Annotated in this window: 15 protein-coding genes and 1 pseudogene; 5 read left to right on the forward strand and 11 right to left on the reverse strand. The window is 63.1% G+C overall.

All coding sequences use genetic code 11. The features are described 5' to 3' along the window. The 3 genes and pseudogenes from A3AC_RS29050 to queF all read left to right on the forward strand — a co-directional run. A pseudogene (locus A3AC_RS29050) lies at nucleotides 1-243 on the forward strand (threonine ammonia-lyase, biosynthetic); the annotation flags it as partial. A gap of 75 nt (nucleotides 244-318) precedes the next feature. Then, nucleotides 319-1,221, forward strand: a complete 903-nt coding sequence (locus A3AC_RS0105450; RefSeq protein ID WP_025597793.1) for a 5'-nucleotidase — start codon at nucleotides 319-321, stop codon at nucleotides 1,219-1,221. Beyond that, the gene (gene queF / locus A3AC_RS0105455) at nucleotides 1,218-2,042 is read left to right on the forward strand and encodes an NADPH-dependent 7-cyano-7-deazaguanine reductase QueF (protein WP_025597794.1); all 825 of its coding nucleotides are present in this window, start codon (nucleotides 1,218-1,220) and stop codon (nucleotides 2,040-2,042) included. The genes A3AC_RS0105450 and queF overlap by 4 nt, the downstream gene beginning before the upstream one ends. A 76-nt stretch (nucleotides 2,043-2,118) precedes the next feature. On the opposite strand, the gene A3AC_RS0105460 is transcribed toward queF, so the two are convergent. The 3 genes from A3AC_RS0105460 to A3AC_RS0105470 form a co-directional block, all read right to left on the reverse strand. After that, the gene (locus tag A3AC_RS0105460; protein ID WP_013337998.1) at nucleotides 2,119-2,505 is read right to left on the reverse strand and encodes a RidA family protein; all 387 of its coding nucleotides are present in this window, start codon (nucleotides 2,503-2,505) and stop codon (nucleotides 2,119-2,121) included. A gap of 88 nt (nucleotides 2,506-2,593) precedes the next feature. After that, a complete protein-coding gene (locus A3AC_RS0105465) occupies nucleotides 2,594-4,075 on the reverse strand; it encodes an N-acyl-D-amino-acid deacylase family protein (protein ID WP_025597795.1) in 1,482 nt (493 codons plus the stop codon). Nucleotides 4,076-4,089: 14 nt separating this feature from the next. Continuing rightward, nucleotides 4,090-4,980: a MurR/RpiR family transcriptional regulator gene (locus tag A3AC_RS0105470; protein ID WP_025597796.1), complete on the reverse strand. Its 891-nt coding sequence runs from the start codon at nucleotides 4,978-4,980 to the stop codon at nucleotides 4,090-4,092. A gap of 128 nt (nucleotides 4,981-5,108) precedes the next feature. On the opposite strand from A3AC_RS0105470, the gene A3AC_RS0105475 reads away from it, so the two are divergent. Next, nucleotides 5,109-6,401 carry an amino acid deaminase gene (locus A3AC_RS0105475; RefSeq protein WP_025597797.1) on the forward strand — a complete coding sequence of 431 codons (1,293 nt, stop codon included), beginning with the start codon at nucleotides 5,109-5,111 and terminating at the stop codon, nucleotides 6,399-6,401. Between the two features lie 29 nt (nucleotides 6,402-6,430). Here the strand turns inward: A3AC_RS0105475 and A3AC_RS0105480 are convergent, their stop codons facing one another. Together A3AC_RS0105480 and A3AC_RS0105485 are read right to left on the reverse strand one after the other, a co-directional pair. Then, the gene (locus A3AC_RS0105480; RefSeq protein WP_025597798.1) at nucleotides 6,431-6,922 is read right to left on the reverse strand and encodes a MarR family winged helix-turn-helix transcriptional regulator; all 492 of its coding nucleotides are present in this window, start codon (nucleotides 6,920-6,922) and stop codon (nucleotides 6,431-6,433) included. A gap of 29 nt (nucleotides 6,923-6,951) precedes the next feature. Continuing rightward, nucleotides 6,952-8,547: an MDR family MFS transporter gene (locus A3AC_RS0105485; RefSeq protein ID WP_025597799.1), complete on the reverse strand. Its 1,596-nt coding sequence runs from the start codon at nucleotides 8,545-8,547 to the stop codon at nucleotides 6,952-6,954. Nucleotides 8,548-8,684: 137 nt separating this feature from the next. Here A3AC_RS0105485 and A3AC_RS0105490 point away from each other — a divergent pair, with 137 nt between their 5' ends. Then, nucleotides 8,685-9,527, forward strand: a complete 843-nt coding sequence (locus tag A3AC_RS0105490; RefSeq protein WP_025597800.1) for an EcsC family protein — start codon at nucleotides 8,685-8,687, stop codon at nucleotides 9,525-9,527. Here A3AC_RS0105490 and A3AC_RS0105495 read toward each other — a convergent pair. The 6 genes from A3AC_RS0105495 to A3AC_RS0105525 all read right to left on the reverse strand — a co-directional run bounded on the left by A3AC_RS0105495 (nucleotide 9,497) and on the right by A3AC_RS0105525 (nucleotide 18,499). Then, a complete protein-coding gene (locus tag A3AC_RS0105495; protein ID WP_025597801.1) occupies nucleotides 9,497-10,462 on the reverse strand; it encodes an alpha/beta hydrolase in 966 nt (321 codons plus the stop codon). The genes A3AC_RS0105490 and A3AC_RS0105495 overlap by 31 nt on opposite strands. A 257-nt stretch (nucleotides 10,463-10,719) precedes the next feature. Next, nucleotides 10,720-11,154: a CHRD domain-containing protein gene (locus A3AC_RS0105505; RefSeq protein WP_025597802.1), complete on the reverse strand. Its 435-nt coding sequence runs from the start codon at nucleotides 11,152-11,154 to the stop codon at nucleotides 10,720-10,722. A 425-nt stretch (nucleotides 11,155-11,579) separates the two neighbouring features. Continuing rightward, nucleotides 11,580-16,028 (reverse strand): ATP-binding protein, encoded by a 4,449-nt coding sequence (locus A3AC_RS0105510; RefSeq protein WP_084515391.1) that lies wholly within the window; start codon nucleotides 16,026-16,028, stop codon nucleotides 11,580-11,582. A 29-nt stretch (nucleotides 16,029-16,057) separates the two neighbouring features. Beyond that, nucleotides 16,058-16,804 (reverse strand): aquaporin Z, encoded by a 747-nt coding sequence (aqpZ, locus tag A3AC_RS0105515; RefSeq protein WP_025597804.1) that lies wholly within the window; start codon nucleotides 16,802-16,804, stop codon nucleotides 16,058-16,060. 239 nt (nucleotides 16,805-17,043) lie between these two features. Beyond that, nucleotides 17,044-17,688 carry a response regulator transcription factor gene (locus A3AC_RS0105520; RefSeq protein WP_025597805.1) on the reverse strand — a complete coding sequence of 215 codons (645 nt, stop codon included), beginning with the start codon at nucleotides 17,686-17,688 and terminating at the stop codon, nucleotides 17,044-17,046. A 121-nt stretch (nucleotides 17,689-17,809) separates the two neighbouring features. Continuing rightward, nucleotides 17,810-18,499: a response regulator transcription factor gene (locus tag A3AC_RS0105525; RefSeq protein WP_025597806.1), complete on the reverse strand. Its 690-nt coding sequence runs from the start codon at nucleotides 18,497-18,499 to the stop codon at nucleotides 17,810-17,812. Between the last annotated feature and the right edge of the window lie 417 nt (nucleotides 18,500-18,916).

Genomic DNA, 18,916 nt, shown 5'->3' on the forward strand with positions numbered 1-18,916 from the left:
CTCTTCCGCTTCGAGTTTCCCGAGCGGCCGGGCGCGCTGATGAAGTTCCTTTCGTCGATGGCGCCGGACTGGAACATCAGTCTCTTCCATTACCGGAACCAGGGCGCGGACTACAGCTCGATTCTCGTCGGCATCCAGGTGCCGGAAACCGACAACGCGGAGTTCGACCGCTTCCTCGCGACGCTCGGCTATCCGTATTGGGAAGAGACGCAGAATCCGGTTTATCGGTTGTTTCTTGGCTGAACGACTGCAACTACTGCAACTACTGCAACTACTGCAACTACTGCAACTACTGCAACGAAAACCCGAAACCTGCAGATGGCTCTTTCGCTTGTCGACAAACTGGTGGTGGCGATCTCGTCGCGCGCGCTCTTCGATTTCGAGGAAGAGAACCGCGTCTACGAGGAAGGCGATCTTCAGGCATACGAAGCTTTGCAGCGTGCGCGACTGAACGTACCCGCCAAACCCGGCGTCGCCTTCCCGCTGATCCGCAAGCTGCTGGCCTTGAATGCCGGCGGACATCGCGTGGAAGTGGTGATCCTGTCGCGCAGTGATCCAATCAGCGGGCTGCGCGCGTTTCATTCGTGCCGCGAACACGGACTCGCGATCGAGCGCGGCGTCTTCACGCGCGGACGTGCACCGTTCGCCTATCTGAAGCCGTTGAACGCGTCGCTCTTTCTGTCCGCGAATCAGGACGACGTGCGCGACGCGCTCGCCGCCGGTTTTCCCGCCGCACGCGTGTTGCCGGAATCGGCGAAAATGGCGAGCAAGTACCCGGACGAAATCCGCATTGCTTTCGACGGCGACGCCGTGCTCTTTTCCGACGAAGCGGAGCGCGTGTTCCAGAAAGACGGCTTGCGGGCCTTCGTCGGCCACGAGATGCACAACAAGGATCTGCCGCTCGCCGACGGGCCGCTCAAGCCTTTGCTCGAAGCGCTTCATCGGCTGCAAAAACTCGCGGATCAAGCCGCGCCGATGCATATTCGTACGGCATTGGTGACGGCGCGTTCGGCTCCGGCGCACGAGCGCGCGATCCGAACCCTGATGGCCTGGAACATTGAAATCGACGAAGCGATGTTTCTGGGCGGCTTGGACAAAAGCGCATTCCTGCGCGAGTTCGAGCCGGACTTTTTCTTCGACGACCAAATTGGCCACTGCGAATCGGCCCGCGTCGTGACGGCGACAGGGCATGTGCTCAGTGGCATCGTGAATGCATCATGACACCCGAACAATCTCCGCTGGGTAAGGCCTCTACTTACACCGAACAGTACGACGCTTCGCTGCTCTTTCCGATTGCGCGCAGCAACGCGCGCGACGCGATCGGCATCGGCGCGCAGTTGCCGTTCTTCGGCACAGACATCTGGAACGCGTATGAATTGTCGTGGCTCAATCAGCGCGGCAAACCGCAGATCGCGGTCGCCACGTTCTTTGTGCCGGCGGACTCGCCGAACATCGTCGAGTCGAAGTCGTTCAAGCTTTATCTGGGCTCATTTGCGCAGACCGCGTTTGAGTCGATCGAAGCTGTGCGCGACACGATCAAGCGCGACGTGTCTGCGTCGTGCGGCTCGACGGTCTCTGTTTATCTGACCGCGCCACACGACTTCGGCAAGTTGCAGATGGAAGAATTCGAAGGCACGCCGCTCGACCGGCTGGATCTGGACACGGATATCTACACGCCCGACGCGTCGCTGCTGAAAGCCGCGCTCGACGAAGCGCCGGTCGAAGAAACGGTGTTCTCGAACCTGCTGAAATCGAACTGCCCGGTTACGGGCCAGCCGGATTGGGGCAGCGTGCAGATTCACTACGTCGGGCCGCAGATCGATCACGCGGGCCTCTTGCGCTACATCATCTCGTACCGCAACCACACCGGTTTCCACGAGCAATGCGTCGAAAAGATTTTTATCGACGTGCAGAAGGCGTGCCGTCCGGTCAAGCTTGCGGTGTATGCGCGCTACACGCGGCGCGGCGGGCTCGACATCAACCCGTTCCGCACCAACTACAATCTGCCGATGCCTGACAACATGCGGCTCGCGCGGCAATAAGTCCCCAGGCACCAGCAGGCATTCAGGTTATCGCCGCGGACATTTGCCTACGTCCCGCGGCGAACGCTCAAGCATCTCAGGCCGCCGGCTTCTTGTAGGCGACGCAATCCACTTCGACCTTGCAGTCGATCACCATCGACGAAACGACGCACGCGCGCGCCGGCGGATTGTCGCCGAAGTATTCGCGGAACACCTTGTTGAACGACGCGAAGTCACGCGGATCGTCGAGCCATACGCCGCAGCGGACCACGTGCTCCGCGCCGTAGCCGGCTTCCTTCAGGATCGCGAACACGTTCTGGATGGCCTTGTGCGATTGTTCGACGATGCCGCCGTTGATCACCTCGCCGTTTTCCATCGGCGTCTGCCCCGACACGAAAAGCCAGCCGTCGGCTTCCACCGCACGCGCAAACGGCATGTGCTGACCGCCCGTTCCCTTTCCGCCTTCAACGCCATATCGCTTCATCGTTACACTCCTCAAAGTTGAGGCGCGCGCGGACATCGAGCCGCGCGTGCCTTGATAGACAGATCGCCAGGCCGGTTAGCCCGGTTAATCAGAATGCGCCGTGCGCGTCGCCTTTCGACGCCGCGCCGCGCGCCACGAAATGTCCGGCGCGCTCGCCCGTCACTTCGCCGTTGCGGTATGACAGCACGCCGTTCACCCACACGGCGTCGATGCCGTCGGCCGCCTGTTGCGGTTGCTCGAACGTCGCGGCGTCGCGCACTTTCGCCGGATCAAACAGCACGAGGTCGGCGTGATAGCCGATATGCACCTCCCCGCGTTGCACGAGGCCAAAGCGTCGCGCGGACAGGCTCGTCATCTTGCGCACGGCTTCCTCGAGCGGCAGCAAGCCGGCGTCGCGTGCATAGTGGCCGAGCACGCGCGGAAACGCGCCCCACAAACGCGGATGCGGCAGCGGATCGTTCGGCAAGCCGTCCGAGCCGACCATGGTCGCGGGATGCGACAGGATGCGCCGCACGTCGTCTTCGGACATGTTGTGATACACCGCGCCCGCCGGCTGCAGGCGCTTGCCCGCTTCCTGCTGCGTGACGCCCCATTCGGCGGCAATGTCCTTGACGAGCTTGCCGGCCATTTCCGGATGCGGCTCGGACCACGTGATCGTGATGTCGATGTCGCCCGTGACCTGCTTCAGATCGAGCGTCGACGAACTGCGGTTGTACGGATAGCAGTCGCAACCAATGGGCTGCATGCGCCGCGCGCCTTCGAGCGAGTCCAGCACTTCGACGCTGCGCCCCCAGTTCGACGGCCCCGCGCATTTGAGGTGCGAGATGATGACCGGCACGCGCGCGTGACGGCCCACGCGATACGCTTCGTCCATTGCGTCGAGAATTGCGTCGAATTCGGTGCGCATGTGCGTGGTGTAAAGCGCGCCCGCGGCGGCGAGCGGTTCGGCAAGCGCCATCACTTCTTCGGTGGGCGCGGCGAAGGCCGAACCGTAGGCGAGTCCCGAACTCAGGCCGAGCGCACCGTTCGCGAGCGCCTCTTCAAGCTGCGCGCGCATGCCTTCTATTTCCTGCGGCGTGGCCGCACGGTCGAGGCGGTCCATCTGATTGTTGCGCAAGGCAGTGTGCCCGATCAGCGCGCCCACGTTCACCGCCGGACGGGCGGCGTTCACGGCCTTCACGTAATCCGCGAAAGTCGGGTATTGAAACGCGTCGCGCTCGCCGAGCAGATTCATCGGATCGGGCGGATCGCCCTTCAGCGCAACCGGCGACGCGCTAATGCCGCAGTTGCCCACAATCACCGTCGTGACGCCTTGCGTGATTTTCGGCAGCATTTGCGGCGAGCGGATCACATGCGTGTCGTCGTGTGTGTGAACGTCGATGAAGCCCGGCGCGAGCGCCCGGCCCTCGGCCTCGATCACGTCCTCGGCGAGCCAGTTCGACAGATTGCCGATGGCGACGATGCGCCCGTCGCGGATCGCCACATCGCGCTCGACAGGCGGCGCGCCCGTGCCGTCATACAGTTGCGCGCCGACGATCAAAGTGTCGGCGGCTTCGGGATGCGAGTGCATGGATCAGTCTCCTATCAGTCACCCAACGGTTGTCGATCGCCGCCGCCACGGTGCGTGTCGAGCGCGTGCTTCATGCGGCGCAGCAATTCGCGGCTCTCGTCACCCTGACTGACGGCAAGTTCGGTGACGAGCACATCGAGCGCCAACATCATCGCGTAGCGCGACGACGAAGGCTTGTAAATAAAGTCTGTCTCAAAGGCGACAATCGGGATCACCCAGTTGGCGAGTCTCGCGAGCGGCGACGCGGGCGCGGTCAGCGCGATCACCGTCGCGCCGTAGCTGCGCGCGATCTTGCAGTTCTCCACCATCTCTGGCACGCGGCCCGTGGTGGACAACGCGATCAGCACCGTGTCGCGCGATACAGTGCTCGCGACCATGCGCTGCAACAAGCCGTCCTGGTACGTGGCCACGGGCCGGCCCAGGCGCACAAGACGGAAACGCATTTCGTCGGCGAGCGCGGTCGAACCGCCGCCCATGCCGAACACGTAGATCATGCGCGCGCCGCGCAGTGCGGCAGCCGCTTCGGCTAGCGGCGCCTGGCGCAGCAGTTGATGATTGTGCGCAAGCGCTGTCTGCAATTCGTCGAATACGCGCGTCGCGATGTGCTCGGGCGCGTCGCCGGGCGCGCCCGTCTGCAAGAACCGCTGCCCGACCGCCGCGGCCTGCGCGAGCCGCAGCTTCAATTCGCGGACGTCGCGGCAGCCCACCGCCTTCGCAAAGCGCGTGACCGTCGCGACGCTTACCTGCGCCTGCTCCGCCAGCGCGCCGATGCTGGCGCGCGACGCGCCCGTCAGATCGTCCAGAATCAGCGCGGCCACCTTGCGTTCGGCCGAGCGCAGCTCCGGCGCACACTCTGCAATGCGCGCGACGATGTCGAAAGTCAGCGGTTCGGCGGTGGAGTTCATGCTGCTCGTGCCCGGCGGGGCTCCTGGCAAAATCATGGTACTAAATAACATTTCTGCGCCCATCGTACTTTCGGTAACATGGTAAAGTCAACTTCGCTGCAATTTAACCGGACGATGGAGCAGGAGACATGAAAGTTACAAACTATCAGGGCGCAACGATTGATCCTTATAGCAAGGGCTTGGGCATGGTTCCGGGCACGAGCATTCAGCTCACCGACGCGGCGCGTCTGGAATGGAATCTGTTAAACGAAGACGTCAGTCTGCCCGCCGCCGTGCTCTATGCGGATCGCGTGGAACACAACCTGAAATGGATGCAGGCATTCGTCGCCGAATACGGAGTCAAGCTCGCGCCCCACGGCAAGACGACGATGGCGCCGCAACTGTTCCGCCGTCAGCTGGAAACCGGTGCGTGGGGCATTACGCTCGCCACCGCGCACCAGGTGCGCGCGGCTTATCACGGCGGCGTCTCGCGTGTGTTGATGGCCAATCAGCTGGTGGGCCGCCGCAACATGATGATGGTCGCCGAGTTGCTCAGCGATCCGGATTTCGAGTTCTTCTGTCTCGTCGATTCAGTGGAAGGCGTCGAGCAATTGGGACGTTTTTTCACGTCGGTGAAGAAGCCGTTGCAGGTGCTGCTCGAACTGGGCGTGCCTGGCGGGCGCACCGGCGTACGCGACGAAGCGCAACGCAATGCAGTGCTCGAAGCGATTGGCCGCTATCCCGGCGTGCTGAAGCTCGCGGGCGTCGAATTGTATGAAGGCGTGCTGAAAGAAGAGCACGAGGTGCGCGAGTTCCTGCAAAGCGCGGTTGCGGTTACGCGCGCGCTCATCGACGAAGGACGCTTCGACCGCACACCGGCGATCCTCTCCGGCGCAGGTTCGGCATGGTATGACGTGGTCGCGGAGGAATTCGTGAAGGCGTCGGAGACCGGCAAGGTCGAGGTCGTGTTGCGCCCCGGCTGCTACCTGACGCATGACGTCGGCATTTATCGCAAGGCGCAGACGGATATCTTCGCGCGCAATCCTGTCGCGAGGAAAATGGGCGAAGGGCTCTTGCCCGCGCTGCAATTGTGGGCCTATGTGCAGTCCATTCCGGAGCCGGATCGCGCGATCATCGGCCTCGGCAAGCGCGACTCTGCATTCGACGCGGGCTTGCCGGAGCCGGCGCGCCATTATCGGCCGGGCCAGGAAGGAGAAAGCCATCAGGCGCCGCGCGACATCGCCCCGAGCGAAGGCTGGGAAATCTTCGGCTTGATGGATCAGCACGCGTATATGCGGATTCCCGCGGGCGCCGATCTGAAGGTGGGCGACATGATCGCGTTCGACATCTCGCACCCGTGTCTCACATTCGACAAGTGGCGTCAGGTGCTGGTGCTGGATCCGGCTTATCGGGTGACCGAGGTTATCGAAACCTTCTTCTGATTGTCGACGAGCCGCGGGCGCGCGGGCGTTCAGCGCTCCGCGCGTGAGCCTTCAGCCGCAGCCTCAACGGGCGTTTCCCCGGCGTTCGCCGTCGACGCAACTTCGCCGATTCTTGTCTCCAGCATTTTCAACGCTCCTGACAACGCGCTCAGCGCGTCGTCAGGCAGCGCGGCCACCGTGTCGCGCAGAAAGGCGTTGCGGCGCGGCAGGCTTGCTTCGGTCGCGGACAAGCCCGCTTCGGTCAGGCGCACATTGGTCACGCGGTTATCGCGCGAGTCCATGCTGCGCGCAATCCAGCCCAATGCTTCGAGCGCTTTCAACTGGCGCGTCAAGGCGCCGGGGTCCACGCGCAATTGTTCGACGAGCCGCTTCTGCGACGACTCGCCGGCCTGCTCATGCAGCGCGAGCATGATGCGCCAGCGCGGCAACGGATGACCCACCTGGGCCTCGAACGCCGACATGAACGCCCGGTACGTGCGGCCGAATTGCTGCATGACGGCGACGCGGTCCTGTTCTTCCATGATGGTTCTATAACGCTGAAAAACGAAAATCAGTCCGCATGAATCACCGGCTCGAGCTTGCGCTGGAGCTTGATCGGCGGAACACGGCGGCTTTGCCATACCGACACGACAGCGATAACGGCCGCCATCGCAAGACCAAAGTGGATCGCCGCGACGAGCGTCTCGCGCGCGGTCTCCAGAAGCATCGCGCCATTATGGCCGGCCTGTGCCAGTTCGCCGAGCAGGCTTGCTTGTGCTTCGTGGTTGATAAGGATCTGCGGATCGCTGAGATCGCCGAACCATTGCGAGGCGCGCTCGTTTTCCAGCGCGCTGCGCACGCCGCTCGCGTACATATGGCTGACGAGCGTTCCGGTGAGCGCGGTGCCGATCATGCCGCCGATCATCCGCAGCGACTGGAGCAGCGCCGTTGCAATGCCGAGATGCTCGCGGCCGGCCGTCTGCTGCGCGAAGATGGTGAGATTCGGCATGACGAAACCGAGGCCAAGCCCGCCCACCACCATGAACGACATGAGCAGCCAATGCGGCATGGAACGCGTGGCGATCACCACGCCGACGCACGCAAGCGCGAGAAGCGCGAAGCCGACATACAGCATCAGATTCGGATTGCGCACACGCGACACCACGCGGCCGTTCGCGATACTGCCGATCGTAATGAACACGACGAGCGGCGTGATGACCACGCCCGCTTCCTTGGGCGACATGCCAAACCCGCCCTGGAACAGCAGCGGCGCATAAAACAGCAGCGAGAACATCGTGAAGCCGCCGAGCACCGCCAATGTGAAAAGCGCGGCGAGACTCCGGTTGCGGAACATGTCCACGGGAAGGATTGCTGTCGGGCAACGCTTTTCCCACTGCCACAGCGCATATGCCGAAGCGACGCTCAGCACGAGCAACGCGCATGCGCCGAATGTCAGCCCATGCTTGGGCAGCAATTCGACGAACAACTGCAGCGAGCCGAGCGCCACCGCGATCAGCGCGGCGCCGGGCCAGTCTAGCCGCATCTTGCCTTCATGCTCGACATGCCGCAGATGCGGCAGAAACCGCCAGACGAAAAACAGCGACAGCATGCCGACCGGCAGATTGACGTAGAAGACGGAGCGCCAGCCGTAGTACTGGGTCAGAAAACCGCCCAGCGACGGCCCGACCGCGTTGGCAATGCCGAACGCCGAACTCATCAGCACCTGCCAGCGCAGACGCACGACGGAATCCGGGAAAAGGTCTGGAATGCAGGCAAACGCGGTGCCGACCAGCATGCCGCCGCCAATGCCTTGCAGGCCGCGCGCGAGCACCAGAAACAGCATGTTATCGGCGACGCCGCACAGCACGGACGCGCCCGTGAACACCACAATAGACGCGATCACGAACGGCTTGCGTCCGTAGTAGTCGCCGAGGCGCCCGAAGATTGGCACGGTGATCACCGAGGTCAGCAGGTACGACGTGGCGACCCACGCGTACAACTCGAAGCCCTTCAGCTCGGCGACGATGGTGGGCAGCGCGGTGCCAACCACCGTCTGGTCGAGCGCGACCAGCATGGTGACGAAGGAGATGCCGAGCATCGCGAGCAGCGATTCCCGGAACGGCAAGACTTGCCCACTCGAATGATGGGCGGCGGTATGGACAGCCATTTTTGATATAGCAACAGTTGACGCGTCAAACGATTCGGGAATCATATCATGCATGGGCGCTCTAAGCAGGGCGTCGAGTGGCCGGGCCATGGCCGTATCGACCGGGGAAAGCACATCGAAGGACGCCAGGGAGGCACATGGAGCCGAGTTCGCTCGCAGCACAATCGTTGTCGGAAGAAGATCTCAGCGCGCTGCGTCGCGCGAAACACGAGCTGGAAAGCCCCGCGCTGGCGATGAAACTGGCGAGCATCGTCGGCGCGCCGTTAGAGAAGCTGATTGCGCGCATGCCCGCGTTCGCGAACGAGAAGGTGACCGACGCGACCGAATTGGCGCTGCGCAAGTGTCTGTCGATCGCGCTGCGCACGCTCGGGCGGCGCGACGGCGCCGCGGCGGGGCTCGCGCCCGAGAAGCCGAGCAACCTGCTGCACAAGTTTGCAGTCGCGACCACCGGCGCGGCCGGCGGCGCATTCGGCCTCATTGCACTGCCCGTCGAGTTGCCGGTCACGACAACGCTCATGTTCCGCTCGATCTGCGACATTGCGCGCAGCGAGGGCGAGGACCTGAGGTCGATCGACACGCAGCTGCAATGTCTGACGGTGCTGGGCATGGGCGGCACGTCCGCCGCGGACGACGACGCCGACTTCGGCTACTTCATCATGCGCGGCGCGCTGGCGCAGGCGGTATCGAAAGCGTCGTCAGAAATCGCGACGAAGGGATTCACCACGCACGGCTCCGCCGCCTTGCTGCGCCTCGTTAGTGCGATCGCCGCGCGCTTCTCGGTGCAGGTCAGCGAACAGATCGCTGCGAAGTCCATTCCCGCGATTGGCGCAGTGCTCGGCGCGATGGTGAATACGGTGTTCATCGACCACTTCCAGCAGGTCGCGCACGGCCACTTCACCGTGCGGCGGCTCGAGCGGCAGTACGGCGAGCAAACGGTGAAGGCCGCGTATCAGACTATCGACGTCACGCTCGACGCCTGAGCGGCATGCGAGGCGCGACTCGTCGCGCGCCTGATGAAGGCGGCCGCGCGCTCGAGCGCGCGGTTCGCCTCGGGAATGAACGGCGCGAAGATCGGCCAGACGTGCGGCATCTTGTTCCACACCTCCAGTTCGCAATCGACGCCCGCCGCGCACGCGTTGGCGGCAACGCGCCGCGAATCGTCGAGCAAAACCTCGGTGCTGCCCGCCATCATGAAAAGCGGCGGCAAGCCGCGCAAGTCCGCGTAGAGCGGTGAAGCGTACGGATGCGTGGCTCGCATGTCGCCGAGATAGACCTTTGCGGCTCTTGCGATTGCCGGGCCGCTGAACATGGGATCGACGCCATCGTTATCGACGATGCTGGCTCCGGTTGCCGCGAGATCCGTCCACGGCGAGAACAGCAGCCCGCCCGCCGGCAGCGGGTCGCCCGCGTCGCGCAGCGCGACCAGCGTCGCGAGCGCAAGGCCGCCGCCGGCCGAATCGCCGGCAATCACGATGGACTCCGGCGCCACGCCGTCAGCGATCAACTGACGATACGCGGCGGTTGCGTCGTCTAGCGCGGCCGGGAAGCGGTGCTCGGGCGCGAGGCGGTAGTCGAGCGAAAAGACCGGCGCGTTCGCGCGCGTCGCGAGGCCGAACGCAATCGAGCGATGCGTGCGCGGCGAACAGAAATAGTAGCCGCCGCCATGGCAGTACAACACCATGGCCGACGCGCCGCTCGCCCGTTCGCCGTCCGGGCGCTCGATCCACTCGCCACGCAGCGGTTTGCCGTCGGCGCCATCCAGTTCTCGCAGACGCCAGCCGCGCGGTACCTCGGGCAACCAGGCGCGCTTCGCCGTCAATGCGCGCGCCCGGTTCACATCGACATGCGGCTTCAGGGTTTGAGGGCGAAACTGCCTACGCAAATACCAGCACGCGAGTGCGCTTTGCCAGCTCATCGGGACATGCTCCTTCGGAAACGTCCCCTGATGGTACTTGCGTTGGCCAGTGCGCCAATGGATGGCGGCCTCTATTCTTTTTGAAAGGCCGCGGCCGCGGAGTTGCGCGAGGCTGCGGTGGCGGTGGCGGCTGCGGCTGCGGCCGCGGTTCCGGTTCCGGTTCCGGTTCCGGTTCCGGTTCCGGTTCCGGTTCCGGTTCCAGCTGCGGTGGCGGTGGCGGTGGCGGCTGCAGCTGCGGCCGCGATTCGTTTCGCGCGCTAGTTCGCCGGCAAGACCTGCCCGCGAATTTCACCCATCGGATTTTGCGCGGTGTGAATATTGAAGTACCACTGACCCGCCATCAGGTCGGTCACCTGCTGCTCATTGAGAGTGGCCGAGCCTTTCATCGGACTCGCGAGTGCGTTCTTGTCAATTGGAACCTGCACTTTCGCGTTCTGGCCAACCGGCGCGGGCCCGTGGAAATGCGCGGCAGTGACCGGACCGCTCAGCCCTTCGTAGCTCACCGTCCATTGCAGGGATTTCGCCGACGTGTCGAACGTTGCGTTAAGCGCGCCATGCCCGTGACTCACACGAGGCGGCACTTCGCTGGAAGGTTCGAGGTCTGCCTTCAACGCCACCGTGTCAGCATACGCAACACCCGCCATTGCCGCCCACAAAGCCACAGCCAGATTCAGTTTTTTTAGCGTAATCATGGTCTTCTCCGACTAGTTGCGCCTCGGCGCCGACACGTCGGCCGGCCGCGAAGCCATCACATACTAGTGCAAATCGTGGGCGGACGTCGGTGACGGAAATTGCGCCGGTCTGCGGGCGAATGATGCGCGGCTCAGTGTGCGCGATGCGCCCTCAATGCACACTCGATGCGCGCTCAACGCGCGGCCTGTGCGCTTTTTGCGATTTTTTTGAACAGTTATTTGCGGATTTTGTAATGAATCATCGGCGCGATCCCGGGTATGCTTTGGCCTCGCGAGAAGTGACTCCTTCATCGAGGGATGTCTCCAAATCTTTAACGCGGCTTCGGCCGCGTTTTTTTTTCGGCTGCGCTTTTTCGCCGCGTGTTTCGGGTGTGGCGATAGGCAACGCTGTCCGGCAAATGGGACCGCCCGCAAACAGTAAGCGCTCAGGCAAGCAACGCGGCTTGCTGCTCGATGCCGTCGAGCATTGCATTGCATTTGTCGATGAGCGCAAGTCCGTCGCGGCGCGCGCGCTCTGGCGTACTCAGGATCGCGCGGCGATACTCGTCGAGCGCGCTGATGAGAGGCGGGTATTGCAGCACGCTCGCCGCTCCAGCCACTCGATGAAGCCATTCGCGCACGCGGACCATGTCCACATTCTCGAGCAACGGCGCAAGCGACTGAATGTCTTCGCGTACGGAAGAAACAAACGAATCGAGCAAAGCCTTGACCGTCGATTCGCTCCCCCACAATTGCGTCATATGACCAAGATCGACCGGGACGAACGGCTCTGCGGCCGCTGACGTCGATCCGGCAGTTTCCGCGACGTCGACAGTGTCGGCCGGCGCTGACTGCCAGCCGCTGTCAGTGCCGAAACAGCGGTTCAGGTACTCACGCAGTGTGGCGAGCCGGGTCGGCTTGACGAGGCTCTCGTCCATGCCTGCTTCGCGGCACTGGCGCAGGTCTTCTGGCGCAGTGTTCGCGGTGATCCCGAGAATCGGCAGACGATACGAACCGCCCTGCTCGCGCTCTCTCTCGCGGACGCGGCGCGTCAATTCATAGCCAGACAGGTTCGGCATGTGGCAGTCGGTGATCAGGCATCCATAACTGGTGTGCTCAAGCGCGGCCAGCGCTTCGGCGCCGTCGTTCGCGACGTCGCACGCGAAACCAAGTAGCGCCAGTTGATGGCGAATCAGCTCCTGATTCACCGGATGATCTTCAGCGACCAGAATCAGACGGCCGCTGGCCATGGCCCGCTCGCGGTCCGGCGGCGCGGTGATGCCTTCAGACGCGCGGCCCGCACCAGCCGAAGGCGCCGGCGCCGACTGAAGTCCCGTCATGGCCGCGGCGCACGCCGCGCCGAGGCCACGCCACGATATTGGATTGACGCTGAGGCGCACGTTGTCTTCGATAACGCGATAGCCGGTCGGCTTCACTTTTTCCGTCAGCGATATCACGCGCAGCTTGCGTTTGATGTTCGCCGATAAAGTTACGTCCTCGCTCACGAAGAGCAAATCCACGTTGCTCATCGCGGCGCTGCAACGCAATTCCGCAGCGTCGGCGGGAACACGGCGCAGATCAAGTCCCAGCGCTTGTCCGAAGTGGACCAGCGCCTGGCCGACTCGCGCGTCGTTGGTTGCGACGAGACAGCGCTTGTCGCGCAAACCGCTCACCGAATAGCCCGGCGTCTCGACCCGAAGGCTGAGCCGCACCGTCATGCGGGTCCCGCGGCCCGGTTCGCTGTCCAGCGCCAGCGAACCGTTCATCAGTTCGATCAGCTTGCGGCAAATGGTCAAACCGAGGCCGGTACCGCCGAAGCGGCGCGTGGTGGACGACTCCGCCTGCACGAACGGCTCGAACAGTTTTGCCTGGACGTCAGCCGCGATGCCGATACCGGTGTCTTCGACGATCATTTCGATTGTCTGTTGCTCCTCCGTCTGCTCGACGACCGCTACGCTCACGTCCACCTGGCCTTCGGGCGTGAACTTGATCGCGTTGCCGAGCAGGTTGAAGAGCACCTGCCGCAACCGCACGCTGTCGCCCCGTAGAGTGGCGGCTACGTCAGACGCAATGTCCACCCGGACTTTCAGGCCCTTCTCGTGCGCGCGCCCGGCGAGCAAGCCCACCGCGTTGTCCACCAGTTCGCGCAGGTCGATAGGCTCCGCTTCTATCGTCAACCGCCCCGCATCGATCTTCGAGTAATCGAGCAAGTCGTCGAGGATTTGCAGGAGCGCGCCCGCCGACTCGTGAATCATGCCGAGCATTTCGCCCTGGTCCGCATTGAGCGGCGTGCGCTCCAGCACTTCGACGAGTCCGAGCACGCCGTTCATCGGCGTGCGGATTTCGTGGCTCATCATTGCAAAGAAGTCGTCTTTGGCACGCGAAGCGGCCTCTGCGACGTCGCGCGCACGAGCGAGTTCCTCCGCACGCGCATGTTCGATGCTCGCGTCCACCCAATAGCCGCTCCACACGACGCTTCCGTCCGCCTCGCGGCGCGGCACCAGTTCCGCACGAGTCCACTTGAACTCCTGCTCGGCGCCCAGGCGAAACTCGATGAGCACCGGCGTCTCGAGACGCGCGGAGCGCTCGAGTTCGGCGATCACGTACGAGCGGTCTTCGGCACAAATGCGCCCGAAATCCGCGTGATCGCGACAGGCGGATCTCGCCTGGCCCTGGCCAAGCAGAAGTCTCGGCGCACCGCCGATGTAGGGGAATGAATAGGCGCCCTCCGGCGTGCGGCGCAGTTGGAACACCACGGCCGGCAACGAACGCGTGACGTCGAACAGCCGCCGTTCAGTGTCGCGCGCGCGCATCTCGGCGCGCCGGATGTCGGTAATGTCGACCATGGTGCCGAGCGAGCAGACCGGCTGACCGTCATTGCCGCGGCAGATGCTCGTCCAGAACAGGCCGTGCCGCAAATCGCCCGGGCTGCGCTCGAACTGAAGCTCGACCTGCGCCATGTCGCCGCCTTGCAGCAAGTCGCGCCGCATCTTGTCGAGCACCTGGATGTTCGCCTCGCCCCACGTCTGCACTTCCATCGTGGTGCGTCCGAGCACTGCCTCGCGGCTTTGCCCGCACGCTTGCTCATAGGCTCCGTTGACCGCGATATAGCGGCCCTGCAGATCCTGCGCGACGAGCGGATAGGGAACCATCTTCATCATGGTTTCCTGGAAGTTCAGTTGCAGCGCCAGCTCGCGCTCGGTCTTCTTGCGGCGCCTGACTTCGCGCTGCAAAAGCAGATACGCGCGCAACGTGACAAGCAACGCAACGCCGATACCGATCAGCACGGGCAAGAGGCGCACGGCGGAAACACTCCATGTACCCGTTCCCACCGCATTGCCGGTCACCCAGGTTCGCCGGATGCGCTGTTTCTCGGCCGGCGGCATGGCCAGTAGCGCACGGTCGATCAGACCGGCGAGCGGAGCCAGATCGGCGCGCACGGCAAAGTCGAGCGCGTCCGATTCGCCGACGGTGCCGAGAATCTTGAGCACGCCCGCGTATTGCCGCTTGAGCACGACGTCCACTGCGGCTACGTTTTCTACCACCACATCTGCTTCGCCGGAAGCCACCATGCGCAGCGCCTCGTCGAGACTTGGAGCGACGGCCACGTGGTCCGCCGGGATGCGCTGGAACGCGAGCGGATTGATGCCGGCAACATGCGAGGACACCACGACGCGACGTGCAGCGAAATCGCTGAGCGAACGTGCGGCGGGCTCGTCGTCACGGCCGACCATCACCAGTGGATAGCTTTCGTACGCACGGGTATGCTGCGCCTTCGCGAGGCGCGGATCATTGCTCGAGCCCGTGGTGAGAATCGCAAGCTGGCCTTGTTGGAATGCGTCGATCGTGCTCGGCCAGTCAGGCTGACGCGCACGATTGAACACCACGCCAAGCGTGCGGCTCAGGTAAGCCAGGTAGTCGGCGGTAATGCCGGCAGGGCGCCCGGAAGTGTCGATGTAGCTGAAAGGCGCCCAGCTGCTGTCGAAGCCGACCTGCAACGGCGGCAGCGAACGCAGCCAGGCCTGTTCCTGCTCCGTCAACTCCAGACGCGATGTGACGGGCTCCGGCTTTGCGCCGAAATTACCGGAAAGCCAGTGAACGCGGATTGCCGTCTCGTCGGCCTGAGTCATGGATGCCAGCGCGCGATCGAGGCTGTCGCGCAGCGCAACCCGACTGCGCGGCACACCGAAACGCAGTTCCGCGCTTCGGGTGCTTTCCTCGAATGCGACGCGCAAATTGCGGAACTCTTCAGTCGCGAGCGCATATTGGACGGCCGGCGTGAAACCCATGTAGACGTCCGCCTCGCCGTGGACCACGGCGGCGAGTGCCGCGTGCGTGGACGTGAACACACTGATCTGGGCACGCGGAAAGCGCTCGCGCAACGAGCGCTCGAGCGCAAAGCCCTTCTCGATGGCGATGGATGCTGCCGCAATGCGCGCCGCGCCTTCGTAGAGTTCGCCGTCTCTGCGGACCACCGCCGAGGTCGACGCGCGAAAATACGGCGCCGTGAAACTGATGCAGCGTTCGCGCTCCGGTGTGCGGGCAACGCTCATCAGAAGATCGAATTTTCCGGCGCACGCGGCGGCGAGCAGTTGCGGCATGTCCGGAAACGCCTTTGCCTCGATCACGACGCCCGGCCCGACGAGCGCGCGCAAATAGTCGACGCTCATTCCGCTGAGCCGACCGTCCTGCAGCGCGTCGAACGGCAGCCAGTTGTCCGCGAGTACGCCGACAGTGATTTTCTCGGGAAAACGTTCCGCTGTCTGCCTCGAGGCAGAGTCGCCGAACGGCTGTGCGGCAGCTGCGAACTGCGCCGCCGCGAATAAACTTAGCCCGACGAGACACATGGACACGCGCCGCAGCACGCGTGCTATCGCAGCCATTTCGAAGCGCATGAAGACGGGACTCAACGGCACGGTGCGCCTCAGGCGGCTTCGCTTTGCCCGTCGGCAAGCGCAGCGGCGGACTGATCCGATCTGCCATCGAGGAACGAGAACAGAAAACCCGCGACGACCCCGCCGGACATGGGCGCAGCCCAGAAGAGCCACAATTGGTCGAGCGCCCAATCGCCGACAAAAAGCGCCTGCGCCGTGGAGCGTGCGGGATTGACCGAGCCGTTGGTAACCGGAATCGACACCAGATAAATAAGTGCCAGGCATCCGCCTACGACCATCGGTCCACCCGGCTCTGCCTTGTAGCGCGAAGCCACGACGAGACTCACCATGACGAACGCGAAGGACAGCACGAATTCGATTACGAGCGCCGAGTGAAGTTTGTAGTCCGAAGGAGAATGGTCGCCAAAACCGTTAGCAGCGAATTCGCTTGCGCCCAAGGCAAATCCTGGGCGACCGTTCGCCACATAGACAAGCAAAGCCGCGGCTGCGACGGCGCCGAGAATCTGCGCGGCGATGTAGGGCAGAAGATCTTTGACGGGAAACCGTTGCGCGGCAGTGAAACCGACCGTGACGGCCGGGTTGAAATGCGCGCCCGACGTTTCGCCGAACCAGTAGCTGGCCGTCGCGAACGCAAGACCGAAAGCAAGCGAGACCTCGAGTACGCCGTATCCCTGCTGAACGGCGCCGGTGTTCAATACGATGCTGCCGCAGCCGATAAACACAAGCCATGCGGTACCCACGCCTTCTACCAACAACCGCTTACCTAGCACGGCCATGCCGCCCTCCTGTCGCTATACGAAGCAGACGGCGCTGCGTGATTCCGCAGACACCCGCCTCAGATCCCCGGCTTTGAGCGGGCCGGCCTCAGGAACGAACTGCTTCCAGCAGGCCAACCTCAGCAAAAGCCCAAGCTAATTCGCAACTATGGAGTGACAAGGCGCGTCGACCAATCAGAAGACTCCTAATTTTGGGACCGCAAGATGTCGGTATAAGGCGGGGGGTGCCACGATCGCCGCTAGATCAGACCGATCTGCCGCGCGTAGTCGATAAGATCGGAGTCCGTGTCGAGGCCTAGCTTGCGCATGGCGGTACGCTTCTGAGTGCTGACGGTTTTGCTGCTGCGCTGCAGGCGATCAGCAATTTCGTGTACCGCCAGACCTTGCGCGTAAAGCTGGAAAATTTCCCACTCTCGCGCGCTCAGAATGCCGTCGCGCAGTTGCGGCGGTGCCTCCGTGATTTTCATTGCCATGCGCACGTGCTCTGACAGATAGACGTCTGCCGCCATTGCTGCCCGGACAGCGTCGATCAGATGTGTTGTGGTGTCGCGTTTGTCGACTATGGCGCTGACGCCCAGATGCAACAGACCCGAGAGCATGTGCGAACGGCCGATCATAGTGAGCACGACGACAGGCGGATGCGCGCGCCCTCGCAACACGCGGCGCAGAAACGAAACCGAGTTGGCGCCGCCGTCGAGTCCCGGCATGCCGATGTCGGTGACGATCACATCGCAATTGCAGCTATCAAGCAGTTTGGCGAGACCTGGCGTGTCGCTGGCCTCCCCGACAACTTCGATATCAGGCGTGGCGCGCAACAGCCTCGTCACGCCGACACGGACGCAGTCGTGGTCGTCCGCCAGGATAACGCGGATTTTGTTTGCCATTGTTTTGTTGTCTTATCGACTGGGCTGCCCAGTACAGAAGTACTTTCCCCGGACAACGCCAATGCATTTTATGTTCGTCACGCGGCCTGCGCGCGACCTCTATCTTCGACTTGCCCGTTCGCTAACGGCCTTCGACACGCGCCTCGGACACCACGCCGTGCTCGACAGCGAAACGGAACAATTCGGCGTCGCTATGAAGCGCGAGTTTGCGCATGGCGGTGCATTTCTGAGCGCTGATCGTCTTCACGCTGCGCCCGAGCCGGCCCGCAATTTCCGTGACGCCGAGCCCTGACGCGTACTGAGTGAATACTTCAAGCTCGCGCCGCGACAACACGGAGCGCACGAAGTCGAGCCGCTGCATTGCGGTTGCCTCCGCAATCAGCGCACGCACGGCCGGACCCAGATAGCATTCGCCCGCGAGCGCCGTCACGATTGCCACGTGGATCAGATCGATGCGGTCGCGCTTGCTGACGAGCGCATGCACGCCGAGCGAGATCACGCTTTGCAGCGCGGTGGCCTCCGTTTCCATGGTGAGCACGACGAGGGCCACGTTCGGATAACGGCTCCTGAACTGCCGCACTGCCTCGATTCCACTGCCATCCGCGCCGCCTGGCATGTAGAGGTCCATGAGCACCAGGTCACAGCCGGTGCGCTCGACTTCGGCGAACAGTTCCGTCGTGTCGCCCGCGCGGCCGACCACCTCCATGTTCGGGTAGCCGCCCATTAAATTTTCGATTGCCAACAGCACGAGCGGATGATCGTCCGCGATGATCGCCCGGACCGGCGTGCCAATTTCAGCGGTGTCGCCCATCGTCTGCCTCTTCTCCATATCCTGACCTACCCGTCACCTTGCCTCGCGCGACTGGCCCTGCTCGATCTTCAAACATTACGGCGGAATTAAACATAAGATCGATCTGAAACCACTTCAATCACTCAATCGATTAATTGCTTAGATATGCGATGCAAATATAAGACTCGCAGCAAATCGGAAACGGACGAGAATAAACCATGATCGTTAGTAAAGCCAAGTGTTTCTATGACATCGCGATTTTGCCGGCTAACGCTGCGGCGATGGCATCCGGAAGTAGTGGGAATTTCCGCAATGGAGCGACCTTCGTCGAAGATTCTGACGATTACAGCGAGCAGTCCCGACAGAGGCAGTGTAAGCGGCCGTTCGCACTCGTCGGGCGGTCTTGCGAGCATTCGGGAAAGCGAGACGCAGATGTGC

The organism is Burkholderia sp. WSM2230 (assembly GCF_000472445.1).
In the GTDB taxonomy this organism is placed as follows: Bacteria; Pseudomonadota; Gammaproteobacteria; order Burkholderiales; family Burkholderiaceae; genus Paraburkholderia.

Coding starts and splice junctions, on each gene's coding strand:
- A3AC_RS0105470 (WP_025597796.1), bottom strand. CDS start 4,980: ATGAACTCCACCGCCGAACCGCTGACTTTCGACATCGTCGCGCGCATT.
- A3AC_RS0105520 (WP_025597805.1), bottom strand. CDS start 17,688: ATGGCAAACAAAATCCGCGTTATCCTGGCGGACGACCACGACTGCGTC.
- A3AC_RS0105450 (WP_025597793.1), top strand. CDS start 319: ATGGCTCTTTCGCTTGTCGACAAACTGGTGGTGGCGATCTCGTCGCGC.
- A3AC_RS0105485 (WP_025597799.1), bottom strand. CDS start 8,547: ATGGCTGTCCATACCGCCGCCCATCATTCGAGTGGGCAAGTCTTGCCG.
- aqpZ (WP_025597804.1), bottom strand. CDS start 16,804: ATGGCCGTGCTAGGTAAGCGGTTGTTGGTAGAAGGCGTGGGTACCGCA.
- A3AC_RS0105505 (WP_025597802.1), bottom strand. CDS start 11,154: ATGATTACGCTAAAAAAACTGAATCTGGCTGTGGCTTTGTGGGCGGCA.
- A3AC_RS0105460 (WP_013337998.1), bottom strand. CDS start 2,505: ATGAAGCGATATGGCGTTGAAGGCGGAAAGGGAACGGGCGGTCAGCAC.
- A3AC_RS0105465 (WP_025597795.1), bottom strand. CDS start 4,075: ATGCACTCGCATCCCGAAGCCGCCGACACTTTGATCGTCGGCGCGCAA.
- A3AC_RS0105490 (WP_025597800.1), top strand. CDS start 8,685: ATGGAGCCGAGTTCGCTCGCAGCACAATCGTTGTCGGAAGAAGATCTC.
- queF (WP_025597794.1), top strand. CDS start 1,218: ATGACACCCGAACAATCTCCGCTGGGTAAGGCCTCTACTTACACCGAA.
- A3AC_RS0105510 (WP_084515391.1), bottom strand. CDS start 16,028: ATGCGCTTCGAAATGGCTGCGATAGCACGCGTGCTGCGGCGCGTGTCC.
- A3AC_RS0105495 (WP_025597801.1), bottom strand. CDS start 10,462: ATGAGCTGGCAAAGCGCACTCGCGTGCTGGTATTTGCGTAGGCAGTTT.
- A3AC_RS0105525 (WP_025597806.1), bottom strand. CDS start 18,499: ATGGGCGACACCGCTGAAATTGGCACGCCGGTCCGGGCGATCATCGCG.
- A3AC_RS0105475 (WP_025597797.1), top strand. CDS start 5,109: ATGAAAGTTACAAACTATCAGGGCGCAACGATTGATCCTTATAGCAAG.
- A3AC_RS0105480 (WP_025597798.1), bottom strand. CDS start 6,922: ATGGAAGAACAGGACCGCGTCGCCGTCATGCAGCAATTCGGCCGCACG.